At 71.7% G+C, this 13,214-nt stretch carries 9 protein-coding genes; 7 read left to right on the forward strand and 2 right to left on the reverse strand.

Going from position 1 to position 13,214, the window contains the following annotated elements; all coding sequences use genetic code 11:
• The first annotated feature begins 314 nt into the window (after nt 1–314).
• On the forward strand, nt 315–686 hold the full coding sequence (locus tag PUR56_RS25185) for a hypothetical protein (RefSeq protein WP_329950574.1): 372 nt from the start codon (nt 315–317) through the stop codon (nt 684–686).
• A gap of 261 nt (nt 687–947) precedes the next feature.
• Here the strand turns inward: PUR56_RS25185 and PUR56_RS25190 are convergent, their stop codons facing one another.
• Nucleotides 948–2,525, reverse strand: coding sequence for a discoidin domain-containing protein (locus PUR56_RS25190; protein ID WP_329950575.1), 1,578 nt, complete (start codon nt 2,523–2,525; stop codon nt 948–950).
• A gap of 1,034 nt (nt 2,526–3,559) precedes the next feature.
• Here PUR56_RS25190 and PUR56_RS25195 point away from each other — a divergent pair.
• The 4 genes from PUR56_RS25195 to PUR56_RS25210 all read left to right on the forward strand — a co-directional run bounded on the left by PUR56_RS25195 (nt 3,560) and on the right by PUR56_RS25210 (nt 7,940).
• The gene (locus PUR56_RS25195) at nt 3,560–3,946 is read left to right on the forward strand and encodes a hypothetical protein (RefSeq protein ID WP_329950576.1); all 387 of its coding nucleotides are present in this window, start codon (nt 3,560–3,562) and stop codon (nt 3,944–3,946) included.
• A gap of 161 nt (nt 3,947–4,107) precedes the next feature.
• Entirely contained in the window at nt 4,108–4,443 is a 336-nt protein-coding gene (locus PUR56_RS25200; RefSeq protein WP_443034563.1) for a PfkB family carbohydrate kinase, read from the forward strand.
• An 895-nt stretch (nt 4,444–5,338) separates the two neighbouring features.
• Nucleotides 5,339–6,391 (forward strand): polysaccharide deacetylase family protein, encoded by a 1,053-nt coding sequence (locus PUR56_RS25205; RefSeq protein ID WP_329950577.1) that lies wholly within the window; start codon nt 5,339–5,341, stop codon nt 6,389–6,391.
• A 478-nt stretch (nt 6,392–6,869) separates the two neighbouring features.
• Nucleotides 6,870–7,940 (forward strand): RNA polymerase sigma factor, encoded by a 1,071-nt coding sequence (locus PUR56_RS25210; protein ID WP_329950578.1) that lies wholly within the window; start codon nt 6,870–6,872, stop codon nt 7,938–7,940.
• 209 nt (nt 7,941–8,149) lie between these two features.
• Here PUR56_RS25210 and PUR56_RS25215 read toward each other — a convergent pair whose 3' ends face one another.
• Nucleotides 8,150–10,210 carry a SpoIIE family protein phosphatase gene (locus tag PUR56_RS25215; protein WP_329950579.1) on the reverse strand — a complete coding sequence of 687 codons (2,061 nt, stop codon included), beginning with the start codon at nt 10,208–10,210 and terminating at the stop codon, nt 8,150–8,152.
• A 614-nt stretch (nt 10,211–10,824) separates the two neighbouring features.
• Between PUR56_RS25215 and PUR56_RS25220 the strand changes: the two genes are divergently transcribed.
• Nucleotides 10,825–11,190 carry a DUF485 domain-containing protein gene (locus tag PUR56_RS25220; protein ID WP_329875111.1) on the forward strand — a complete coding sequence of 122 codons (366 nt, stop codon included), beginning with the start codon at nt 10,825–10,827 and terminating at the stop codon, nt 11,188–11,190.
• On the forward strand, nt 11,187–12,806 hold the full coding sequence (locus tag PUR56_RS25225; RefSeq protein ID WP_329875112.1) for a solute symporter family protein: 1,620 nt from the start codon (nt 11,187–11,189) through the stop codon (nt 12,804–12,806). The genes PUR56_RS25220 and PUR56_RS25225 overlap by 4 nt, the downstream gene beginning before the upstream one ends.
• Nucleotides 12,807–13,214 lie beyond the last annotated feature (408 nt).

Below are 13,214 nucleotides of genomic sequence, written 5' to 3' on the forward strand. Positions count from 1 at the left end.
CACCAACCCGGACGACTGGGCCCGGATCTCCGGCAAGAAGGGCGAGCGGATCGTCTTCATCCGGACCCTGGTCACCGGGAAGCAGGGTGCCGAGTCCGGCCGCTCGATCGACACTGTCGCCAACACCGGGCAGTACCTGTAGACCGGCGTTCGGGGCGGGCGGGAGGACTCCGCAACCTCATTCGCCGAGGGGTCCTGTGTGTGCCGCCTCGCCGAGCGCTCGTAGCGCCCCTCGGCCGACCGACAAGCCTCCCGCCCGCACAGCCCGGGCCGTCCCTGGTACCGGGCACCTCCTCGATCAGTGGAGTCCGTACATGCGCGCACCCGACACCTCCCCCGCGCTTCGGCCCGCCGCCTATCTGTGCAGTCCCCCGCAGAATCCGACGGCGGAAAGGGACCGCGAGGCACTGACGAGCTTCGCCACGCGCCTGGGCCTGCCCGCCCCGGTGTTCTACCTCGACCACGCACACCCGTCCTCCTGGGTCCATCACGCCCGACCCCGATTCGAGGAACTCGTCCTCGCCATGATCGACGGCACGCACCGGATTCTGCTGATACCGGGGACCTGGGTCTTCTCCGGCGAGGACGACCGCGTCCGTCTGTCGGTGCGAGTCCTCACCGCAGCCGGGTGCACACGGATCCTGATGCCACCACGACATGCCACCCCCGTTGGCCGGGACCAGTAGGCGGCAGCCGACCGGAACCCCCAGCAGGTACCGGGCAGTGAAGGGTCCTCTCCCCCGGCCAAGTCCCCTTCGCCGAACTGCGGGGCCTTCGAACGATGAACCACTCGCGGCGGGCCGGTCGTCTCGATGCCTGGACTGTCCGTGCACCGGTATGCGGTGCACCGAACCGGACGCTGCCTTACCTCGGGGTGTGGGAGCCGGGTTGTCGGTCGGGTGTCCGTTCCGGCGGGGTCGCCGGGACGGACACCCGGTCGGTGTGGATCAGTTGGTGGATGTGTCGACCTTGACTTCGGCGAGGGAGAGGAAGTCGGTGCCGGTGAGCTGGACGCGCACGAAGCGTCCGTCGGAGCCGACGGGGATGGTGAGTTGCTGCTTGGGTGCGGTGCCCTTGATCCGGATGCGCTTCACCGCGGGGTCGGCCGCGATGTCCGCCCAGCTGCGGCCGGTGAGGTCGGTGGCCGACACGACGAGGGAGAAGTCGGTGATCTGGGCGTCGCAGCAGTCCGTGCGCCGCAGCAGCCGCACGTCGCGGATCGTGCGTGTCGCGCCGAGGTCGGCCTGCCACCATGCCTGGGGCTCGGTGCTGGTACGGCTGACGCTCCCGCCCGGCCAGGTGCCGTCAATGTTGCCGTCCACCGCCCGGGCCGCGGACACGCCTGCCCAGGTGGAGGACTGGCTGGCCGGCCTGCCCTGGGCCGCGTTCACGGTGGCGGTGACGGGTGCGCCGTAGAGGCCGTCGGTGAAGACGGTCTTCCACTGCCGGTCGGCGAACCACTCCTGGGCGGCCCGGGTGTAGTGCAGACCGTCGCTGTTGAAGATCCCGTAGGTGGGCGCCGCGGAGGACTGGAAGAGCGGTGTACCCGTCGGGGAGGTGGCGTCGGCCGGGTCGATCAGCGTGTAGGGGTTGGGCGCGGGCCGGGCGGCGAGGCCCGTCAGCGCCTCCACGACGTGCTGCGTGGGGACCTGCTGGTAGACCGTGGTGCGCGGACGGTAGAGGAAGACCGGGTATCCGGTGGTACCGGTGATCGTGCGCAGCGGTTCCAGGACGTTGAGGAACGCCTGCTGGACGTGGTCGGCGCTGACCGTCGATTTCGCTGCCGCCTCGGCCTCCCACTGGTTCCAGTGCATGCCGATGACGCGCGGTCGCTTGCCGGCTTCCTGCAGCGCTCGCAGGGCGTTGCCGATGGTGTTCAGGGTGAGCTGGTGCAGGCTGTCGGCCTGGGTCGGGTCGCGGTCGGGCCACCACCGGTTGCTTGTCCCGTCCGTCTCCTGCGTGCCCTGGCCCTGCCAGGCCACGTGGATCACGTTCAGGTCGGGGAGGGCGGCGCCGGCGTTGACGGCGCGCTCCCACCGCAGCGCGGTCACCGACGCGACGTTGTAGCTGTAGCCGTTGTTGAACTCGTAACCGAGGTTGGTGCCACGGCAGGTGTACGGCGACCATGTCGCCGCCGTCGCCCCGACCGCGAGGTTCGGTTGCCGGTTGAGCCCCTTGACGTGGCTGAAGGACCCGCACTGGGCCCGATCGGCGGCGTCGTTCATGTACGCCCCGAACCCGACCGCGTTGCTCTGACCGAGCACGATCAGCACGGGGGCGTCGACCGTGAGGTCATACGGAGCCCGGGTGGGGTCCCCCGCCGGCGGGGTCGATGCGTTGGACGGCGTGTGGTTCAGGGCGACGGAGCCCACCAGCAGGGTGACGGCGGTCGCCAACGAACCGGCGAGGCGGGCGTGGGGGCGCGTGCGGCGTCCTGCCGCGGCGGAGTGCTGGCGGGGGGTGTTGCCGAGCGACGACGGGTCCTGGCCGTCGGCCGGTGGCCGGGCAGAGGGTCTGTTGAACATCAGGGGTGGCTCCTTGGCTCGGGGATCGGGACGGCGGTGGCTCGTTCTCCCGGTCGGCACGCATCGTGCGGGCGGAGTTCTCGCGTTCACGCCTCGATCGGAACTTCCCGGTCCGTTCGAGGTGTTTCCAGGCGGTCGGGGGCTGGCCGACCTGCGGGCGAAGGGGTCTCCACGCCCTCCTGGGGTCAGCGAGGTGCGGTGGGGGAACAGGCCGACAGGGCCGGACCGTCGGCGCACATCGGGACCGCCACGGCCTGCCCGCTGATGGTCGCCGTGGTCATCAACGGCGCCCGATCCCAGCGACAGGACTGTTCCTGCGGCGTATCCCAGCCCGCGGAGCCATTCACCGCAAGGCACCGACAACGATGTGCGCCAAACGGTCGAACCGTGCGACCAGTGGTTCGCCGAACGGCCTACCGGTCGGCGGAGAGGCTGGCGCCTCCTGACACCGACGCCAACAACGCCCGGTCCCCCTGCACGCCCCGGTGGGCACCGAGTCGCCCGGAACCTGCCTGCCTACGGCCTCGCGGGCGTTGCGCAGGCCGTTCCCGGCGACCTGCCGTGGCGGCCTGCCCGACCAGGCCGGGCACCCCGTTGTGTCGGTTCATCGTCGCTCTGGTCACCGTTCACGCCGCCCTTGGCACCGGCACTCGTACGATTCGGACCGCCGACTTGAGCCTCACCCGGGACGCGCCCGAAAGCCGCCGTGGTCCACAGCGGTACACCCTCTACCCGGAGAAACTCACGAATCGGCCAGCTCCAGACAGTAACTGATTTACCGTCACCACGCCGGCCGGCCGGCTACGACCGATCCCCGCCGGCCGGGTGCGGCAAGGTACCGGTCGACCGGAGCCGCGCCGGCGCGGGCGGTGGTGAACGTCTGCTGGAGGTGCTCGGAGCAGGCCGGACTCGTCACTCGGTGAACTGCGGCGCCGGAACTCGGTAGTCGCCTACGTAGATCCCTGGATGTGGTCCGCCCGCCGCGGGCGGACGGTGGAGGGACAAGGCCCCGCCACTACCGGAACCGCTGGCAGGTGAACGACATGCTGATGCGCCAACCACCACGCAGCGTCCGCGCCCCGCGGACGGCGGTCTACCTCCGGTGCTACCCGTTCGACCCCACCGGGATGGAGTGCCAGCGCCATGCGCTGGAACGCCTCGCACAGCGACACGGCCTGCCCGAGCCGTTCGAGTACCTGGACAACGGACGCCGGTCCGGCGGCCGGCTGCCCCGGCTGGAGTGTCTCGTGCGGGACATCGAGCAGGGCTGGATCGACCGGGTGCTGATTCCCGGTCCGTTCGTGTTCGCGCTGAACGACCGCGAGGCCGAGGCCGTCACACGGCAACTGAGTCAGCTCGGTTGCCGTGTGGTCGAGCTACCCCATGGCGGGGGTTCTCCCACGGTGACCGCCGTCGCCTAGATGTGCATCTGCCGGAGCTGGTCCGCCGTGCTCCGGGTCGCGGGACACCGGTGGCGACCGGCTACGGGTCGCATCGGCGCACGGGCCGCCGGGATCACGGGCCGATCCCCCGGAAGCCTGCATGTACCGCCCGCGGCGGTCCGGTGCTACGCGCGCGGCGGTTGGTCCTGGTCCGGTCCTGCGGGCCGTGGGGAGCGGGGGTTGTCGGCGGCGAGGTCATCACCCGCGGCGGCGACGGCGCCACCCTCACCACCACCCACGGCACCCACCACGCCCCGGCCCGACCCGTGCCCGTCGTCGACGTCATCGGCGCCGGGGACGCCTTCGTCGCCGGCTACCTCTCCGGGACACTCGACGGCCTCACCGCCGAACAGCGCCTGCACCGCGCCACCACCACCGCCGCGTTCGCCGTCGCCACCCGCGGCGACTGGGAAGGCCTGCCCACCCGCACCGACCTCCCCCTCCTCGACACCCCCGCCGGCACCACCCTGCGCTGACCCCGAGACCCCCCCGCATCACCGTCCACGCCCGCGGCACCCACCAACTCGCCGAAGGCGCCCGCCGGGTCGACGACCGCCTCGTCTTCACCGACATCCTCACCCGGCCGACTCCTCGAAACCCCCCGCCCTGCCCCCCACCCCCACCACCGCACCACCCGCAGCGATGTACGGCGCGCAGTAGCCAGGACACGACCCGGCCGCGCCTCGTCCTCCCCAGGAGTGTCTCCGCCGCAAGACAAGCTCCAACCGCCATCAAGCGCTCCGTCGACGGACACCCCCACGCCACAGCGCGTCACCTGCGACCGCCCCCGGGACCCGACCGGCCGAACCTTCCGTGAACCCGGGGGCCCCGGCTGTCTCCGGCCTGCTCCCCCGCAGACCCGAGACAGCTCCCGCCCGCCACGCTCCGCCACGTTCATCGAGCTGCGCCTCACCCGAACCAACCCTGAGCAATCCCGGGCGAACCTGGTCACCGTGCAAAAGGAGGGCCGCGGAGCGCGTGCGCCCCAGCCCGTGGCCCGGAGAAGCGTGGCGGGTTCGAAGTGGCGGGTGAGGCTTCGGACGACCTGGTGGTCGGTGCCGCCCTGGCCTCAAGCGCTGCCCCGCGCATGGGTCCTTCGACGGTTGGGCCGGTTCGTGGGACGAGGTGTCCGTGGCGGGACGGTCGCGGCAGTGTCACAGGCCCGTGACAGGGCGGGTCCGGCCGGGGCCCGCGCACTCTTCCCCCACTGGTACATGTCGGCGAACTCCGTTGCCTCTGAGGCCGCTTCGTTCGCACGGCACGCCGGCCAGGAGATCCACCCGGCCCATCCGATGTCGACCGGCGTGGTGCCGGACGTTGCCCGGATCCCCGGGCCGCCCGGCACCCGGTCACACTCCCAAAGGGGAAACCATGTCCGACCTGACGCGCGGGACGGCGCCGAGCGCCACCACCGACCTCGCGCTCCTCCAGACCGCCGACGCCTGCTCAGGCACCTGCTCCGGCGCCGCCTCCGACACCGGTGAGCCGGTGCGCGGCGGCGCCGACCGCGGCAAGAGGTCGGGCCCTGCGCGGCGGGCCCGTTCGCTGCGTCCCTCGGCGGCCGGTGCCCGGCGCAGTGGCCTGCGCACGGCCTGCGCCGCCCTGCTCGTCACCGCGGTCACCGGGTGCGGCGCCGCGCAGGGCGGCGTGCTCGGCTTGTCCATGGAGCCGAACGCACCCGGCACCACACCGGCGAGCGGCACACCCACGGCTCCCGGGACGCCCCGCTCGCCCGCACCCAGCCCCCGCCCCACCGGGTCCGCCGGACCCGCCTCCGCGAAGGCGACGCCCGCGGGCGTCCCGCCTTCGGGCTCGCCGGCGAAATCGGCCGCCCTGGTCCGATCCACCGCGCACGGCGGCCGGACGGTCGCGCTCACCTTCGACGACGGCCCCGGCCCCGCCACCGCCGACGTCCTCGACGTCCTCGCCCAGTACGGCGTCAAGGCGACGTTCTGCCAGATCGGCCCCCAGGCCACCGCGAACCCGGCGATGGTCAGACGCATCCTCGCCGCCGGCCACCGCCTGTGCGACCACACCGTCCACCACCTCCAGCCGTTCGCCGCACTCGCCCACGACCAGCAGGTCCAGGAGATCGGACCCGCCAAGGACATGATCGTCCAAGCCGGCGGACCGGGCACCCAGGTCCCCTGGTTCCGCGCCCCCGGCGGCGGCTTCACCCCCGCCAACGAACAGGTCGCCGCCACCGCCGGTATGCGCTCACTCACCTGGACGGTCGACAGTCTCGACTGGACCAAACCCGGCGTCGCCGCCATCGTCGCGAACGTCCAACGCGAACTGCGCCCCGGCGGCGTGGTACTAATGCACGACGGCGGCGGCGACCGCACCGAGACCATCGCGGCCCTGCACCAACTACTGCCCTGGCTCAAAGCCCAGGGATACACCTTCGACTTCCCCGCCGGATGACGACCACCCCGGCAAGGCCGGGGAACCCCCGCATCCCGCCGAACACGGCCGGCCACCGCAGCACCGGGCACCCGCTCACCGGGCGTGGCAGCCGGCCTGCCCACTGCCCACCGCGACACCACCATGCCTCCCGACACGGGCCACACGGATCGGTGCTCCCACTTCAGCGGGCCAACCTCCGATGCCGGCCCGTGCCGCGGCCGTCGGCCCCGGCGGCGAAGCCCCCGGCCACCCCGCCCCCGTCTCCCCACCCGCAAGGCCCGCCGTACCGCCGCCGACCCGCCCGCGGGGGGCCGGCACATGCCGCCCGGCGTCGCGAACGGCGAAGCCGAACCGCGTGCTCACGACAGTTACGCGGATCCAACCCGCACCCCGGAGAGGCGGGCGCCGCCCACGCCCGGCGGTCAGCCCGCCGTACCGCCGGCCCGCACCGGAGCTCCCCGGCTGGTCAGATCACCGCAAAGGCCAAAGGATCACCATGTTCGACCTCTCGTCCCCGGATCCCGACGGGTCCGCCCCGCCGCCGGTTCTCCGTACCGGCGGCGGGGCCGCCGAGGAGCTCGGTGCCTGCCCGGAAGGGGAGTCCGAGGACGGAGAGCTGACGGAACGCCTTCGGTCGGGGGAGGACGGTGTCGCGGCGGTGCTCTACGCGCGCCACCACCGGGCCACACTCGCCTACGCCCGTTCCTTCGGCAGTATCGCGGACAGCGCCGAGGACCTCGCCAGCGAGGCCTTCACCGCTACTCTCGCCGCCGTCCGGGCGGGCGGCGGCCCCTCCGACAACTGGCGCCCCTACCTTCTGGCCGTGGTCCGCAACACCGCCGCGGCGTGGGCGCGCGCCAACCGCCGCAGCCTTCCCTCCGCCGACGTCGACCTGTTGGCCGACCGGAACACCACGGCCCCGTCACCCGATCAGATCCACTCATCGGCCCTCGAACACGATCTGATCGCCGCCGCGTTCCGCGCACTGCCCCCGCACTGGCGCGCAGCGCTGCAGCACTCAATACTCGAACAGCGGCCGACGGACGAGGTCGCCCGCCTCCTCGGGCTGAGCACCAGCGGAGCCTCCTCGCTGGTGTCGCGCGCACGCGAAGGCCTGTGCCGCGCCTACCTGACAGCACACCTGCAGGGGGCCGACTCCCCCGAGTGCCTCGCCTGCACCGACCAACTCACAGCACTCGTCCGCCACCCCGCGCGAAGAAAGTCCAAACTCCTGATCCGACACCTCGACGACTGCGCGCGATGCCGACACCGCTACGAGGAGATGCGCGACACCAACCGGCGCCTTCGACTCGCGAGGACGGCACTCGTCCGGTCCACGCCCGATGCCGAAGACCCCGCCGCGCTCCTCGCACGGGGGTCGGCGACGGCCGGGCCAACCTCCCCGTCCCCTCCGACCGACCCGAGGACCGCACCCGCCGTCACGGCCGAAGGCACCACGGCCGTGACGTCGGCACCACCACCTGCGGACGGGGACCCGTCCGCAGCGTACGACCGGCCCAGGCCCCCGCCGGAGGAGCCTCGTCTCCCGGGGAGAGCGGTGCACTGACCGCCGATCCTGGCGGGGGTGAGGCAGGGCCGCAGGCCGCATGCGCGTCGGCGCCGCTCGGCGCCGACACCGCCGCGGGCTTCGGCGGATCCCCACCCGGCACATCGCACCGATGGCCCCGCAGCTGCGAGTTCGTCTACGCCGGCCGCCAGGACGGCCTGTGAGGTCGGATCCCGACGGCACGCCGCGGACGACGCCCCCGGGTCCTGTCACCCCGCCGGGAGGAGCTGTTCCGTCCAGATGCACTTCCCGGTGGCCGCGTGCCGCGTGCCCCACCGGTGGGAGAGAGCCTCGATCAGCTGGAGACCACGCCCGCCCTCGTCCGTGGCGGAGGCACGCCGGATGTGCGGCGTGGTCAGGCTTCCGTCCGACACCTCGCAGATGAGCACGTCACTGCGCAGCAACCGGAGCCGGACCGGGCCCTTGGCATGCCGGACCACGTTGCCCACCAGCTCGCTGACGACGAGCTCGGTGGTCATGACCAGCTCGTCCAGGTTCCAGGCGGCGAGCTGGCTGCGGGCGTGCTCCCTGGCCTGCGCTGCCGCCATGGCTGTGTCCGGCAGCAGCCACGAGGCGACGTTCCGGTTCGGGATGCGGTGGACGCGGGTGATGAGCAGGGCGGCATCGTCGCACGTCTGCCGGGACGACAACAGGCCCGCGACGATGGTGTCGCACAGCTGGTCGAGGCTCTCGGCGACCTCGCCGTGGTCGGCGCCGGGCGGCGGCCACCCGGCTGTACCGGTGGCTTCGTCGAGGATGTCCGTAAGGTCGGCGATTCCCCGGCCGATGTCACGCGCACGGGACTCGACCAGCCCGTCCGTGTACATCACGACGAGGCTGTCCGGGGGCAGGACGAGTTCGGTGGTGTCGAACGGAGGCGTGCCCGCGCCGAGCGGCGGGTTGATGGTCAGCTCCGGGAAGCTCACGGTGCCGTCGGGCTGAACGATGGCGGGTGGGGGGTGGCCGGCGTTCGCGAAGGTACAGGTGCCCGAGACGGGGTCGTAGACCGCGTAGAGGAACGTCGCGCAGAAGTCGTCGCCCAGGCCGCTGACGATGTTGTTCAGGTGCACGACGAGTTCGTCGGGAGGCAGGTCGAGGACCGCGAGGGTGTGCACGGCCGTGCGCAGCCTGCCCATGGTGACCGCCTCGGACAGCCCGTGACCCATCACGTCGCCGATGGCCAGCGCGACTCGACCCGAGGTGAGGGGGATCACGTCGTACCAGTCACCGCCGATGTCGCCACTGGTGGGGACGAAACGGGCGGCGGCGGTGACGGCCGGCACGGAGGGCAGCGCATGGGGAAGCATGCCCCGCTGGAGTTCCTGGGCTCGGGTGTACTCGGCGTCATAGAGACGCGCCCGCTCCAGTGCCTGGGCGATCAGCGCGCTCAGCGCACCGAGCAGGGTGCGCTCGTTCTCGTTCAGGCTGCGCCGCCGGCTCCAGCTGATGCAGCAGAATCCGATGACACGCCCGGAGACCACCAGCGGCAGGAAGGCCCAGGAGTTCTTCCCCCCGATGGCCACGAAGTCGGCCGTCGCCGGGTAGGCGCTGATCAGCTCCTCCGGGGAGGGGAAGAACATCAGCGTGTAGGGAGCGGAGAGGACGTCACGGACCGGAGTGCCCTCCGCCATCTCCGTCACCGGGGCCTTGCGGACCAGTTCGGTGAAGACGGGCGGGTAGCCGGCACAACCGACCGACCTCAGACCGCCCTCCTCCACGGCCTGGATGATCAGACCAGTGGCGTCGAACGGTGGCAGCACGTGCTCGACGACGGTGCCGACCACCTCGTCGGAGGTGATGGCGCGCGCGAGGGCGCCGGTCAGCTGGGCGACGCGAGCGGAGTGTCCGACCGCGTCGTACCCGTGGTACGTCCGGCGGTCGGTGACGTCGGTGAGAAAGGCCAGAAGTCCCTCGGCCACGGGCAGAAGCCGGAAGCGGTACCAGCGGCCGGTCGTCTCCAGACGCCCTTCGTCCTCGACCGGCGTGGTGCCCGCCATCGCCCGCCGGAAGAGATCCCGCAGGCCCGGCGCGACAGCCTCCGGCACCGTCTGCCACAACGTGCTCCCGAGCAGTCGCGGTGCGGGGCCCAGCAGCGTCTCCGCCTCGCCGTTGACGTACGTGACCTTCCCCTGGCTGTCGCAGGCCAGGAACGCGTCACCCATGGATCGCAACGAGCGCATCACCACGTCGTGCGGCAGGGCCGACTGCGCGGCCTCGGACATCGGCCCGGTGCCCTGCACCCCGCCGCGATGATGTTGCACCGGATCCATTCGATCACCTGCCCTGCTCCGGCGATCACCTGCCGGAATCCGACACACGCCCAACGGGACTACCACACCCGAAGCAGGATGCTCTCTGTGGTCACGACCCGGTCCCGTCCGTTCGGGTGATGCGCTACCGCGTCCGATCCCGCGAACCGGGCCGACCGGCCAAGACCACCCGACAGGTATGACCGGGATTGCGAACCGGACCGGACGCACGAGGCGACGGAATGCCGCGGCCGAGGCCGCCGCAGGCGGGCCGTGAGCGACCCGGTCTGCGCCGACGGCGCACCTCCCCCACTTTACCGCCGATGGGCCGATTCCCGCTGTCACCGCCGACGGCGTGACCCCGATGTCCGCGGCGGTGGGAGGGCAGCGGCCGAATTCCGGTCAACCGTTCGGCGCGCCGCTGGCCGCACAATGCGACCGCTCGCCGCACGTCCTGATGCGATGCCTACCCGTGCACGCCCGGGTGCGTTGGGATGCGCCGCAGGGGGCGAACCCCGGTGCCGGAGACGACCACGGCGACAACCGACGAGCAGGCCCCTGTGGTGCCGACGCGTCGAGGGTCCAGCGCCGGCAGCCCGTCCCGCACCACACCCGCTGACCTCAGGAGGCACCGCGTGGAAACTCCGCCGACCGCCCGTCCGGCTGTACCCGATCGTCTGGAACACCTCGAACAGAGCGAGGAGTTCCGCCAGCTGCGCAGTTCCTTCCGGGGCTTCGCGTTCCCGGTGACCGCAGGCTTCCTGCTCTGGTACCTGCTGTACGTCCTGCTCTCCAACTACGCCCCCGACTTCATGGCGATCAAGCTGTTCGGACACATCAACGTCGCCCTCGCACTCGGGCTGCTCCAGTTCGTCAGCACCTTCACCATCGCGGCCCTGTACGCCCGCTACGCCGGACGCCGCCTCGACCCGCGCGCCACCGCCATCCGCGAAGGCCGCACCACCGCGACGCTCCCCAACCCCCGGAGGGCAGCCTCATGACCACCACCCTGCTGGCCACCGGCGCCGCCACCGAGCACCGCGGCCTGACCATGACCCTCTTCGGCCTGTTCGTCCTCGCCACCCTCGGCATCACCGTCTGGGCCGGACGCCAGACCAAGGACGCCTCCGACTACTACGCCGGCGGGCGCGGATTCACCGGCTTCCAGAACGGCCTGGCCATCTCCGGCGACTACATGTCCGCCGCCTCCTTCCTCGGCATCGCCGGCGCCATCGCCCTCTACGGCTACGACGGCTTCCTCTACTCCGTCGGCTTCCTCGTCGCCTGGCTGGTCGCCCTCCTGCTGATCGCCGAACCACTGCGCAACTCCGGCCGCTTCACCATGGCCGACGTGCTGGCCTTCCGGATGCGCCAGCGGCCCGTCCGCACCGCCGCCGGCATCTCCACCATCGTGGTGTCGATCTTCTACCTGCTCGCCCAGATGGTCGGCGCGGGCTCCCTGGTCGCCCTGCTCCTCGGCGTCAGCGGCACCGGCGCCAAGCGCTGGACGATCGTCGCCGTCGGCGCACTGATGGTGATCTACGTGGTCATCGGCGGCATGAAGGGCACCACCTGGGTCCAGATCGTCAAGGCCGTCCTGCTCATCGCCGGCGCCGGCCTCATGACCGTCCTGGTCCTGGCCAAGTACGGCTTCAACCTCTCCAGCATGCTCGGCGCCGCCGCCGACGCCGGTGGCAAGGGCTCCGCCTTCCTCGAACCCGGCCTCAAATACGGCGCCACCGGGACCAGCAAACTCGACTTCCTCAGCCTCGGCCTCGCCCTGGTCCTCGGCACCGCCGGCCTGCCCCACATCCTGGTCCGTTTCTACACTGTGCCCACCGCCAAGATCGCCCGCAAGTCCGTCCTCTGGGCGATCGGCATCATCGGCGGCTTCTACCTGATGACCCTCGTCCTGGGCTTCGGAGCCGCCGCCCTGCTCGGCCCGAAGACCATCAAGGCCTCCAACGCCGCCGGCAACACCGCCGCCCCACTGCTCGCCGAGCACCTCGGCGGCGGAGCCGGCACCACCGGCGGCGCGGTCCTGCTCGCCGTCATCTCCGCCGTCGCGTTCGCCACCATCCTCGCCGTGGTCGCCGGACTGACCCTTGCCTCCTCCGCCTCCTTCGCCCACGACCTCTGGGCCAACGTCATCCGCCGCGGCAAGGCCAGCGAGAAGGAGGAAGTCCGCTCCGCCAAACTGGCCGCCGTCGCGATCGGCGCCGTCGCCATCGTCCTGTCACTCTTCGCCGACAAACTCAACACCGCCGCCCTGGTCGCCCTGGCCTTCGCGGTCGCTGCCTCCGCCAACCTGCCCACCCTGCTCTACTCACTGTTCTGGAAGCGCTTCAACACCGTCGGCGCGGTCAGCTCGGTCTACGCCGGCCTGATCAGCTCCGTCCTGCTGGTGGCCTTCTCCACCGTCGTCTCCGGCAAGCCCACCTCCCTGCTCCCGCACTCCGACTTCCACTGGTTCCCCCTGGAGAACCCCGGCCTGGTCTCCATCCCGATCGGCTTCCTCGCCGGCTGGATCGGCACCATGCTCTCCCGGGACAAGGCCGACCCCGCGAAGTACGCCGAACTCGAAGTCCGATCCCTCACCGGACTCGGCGCCCACTGACCCCGGCTCCGAACAGCCGCCCCGAACGACCTGCCGAGAGCGACCGCCCACAACCGTCCACCGGACACCGAAACGGCCTTCGCCCGGTCCCGAGCCTCCGAGGAACTCGCGGGACCGGGCGAAGGCCGCCGGCCAGAGTCCGCCGCACGAGGACGTCCGACGCGGCCCGGGCCGTGGCGGCCGGGTGACGACGACAAGCACCGGGCAACAAGCACAGGGGAGGCACGGCCGCCCCGAATGATCAGATATCTGGAGTTCATGATGAGTAACGAGAGCCTGGCCAACCTGCTCAAGGAGGAACGGCGCTTCGCCCCGCCGGCAGAGCTCGCCGCAGCCGCCAACGTCACCGCGGCCGCATACGCTCAGGCCTCCGAGGACCGCCTCGGCTTCTGGGCCGAGCAGGCCCGC

The sequence above is a fragment of the Streptomyces sp. BE303 genome (assembly GCF_036290945.1).
GTDB lineage: Bacteria > Actinomycetota > Actinomycetes > Streptomycetales > Streptomycetaceae > Kitasatospora.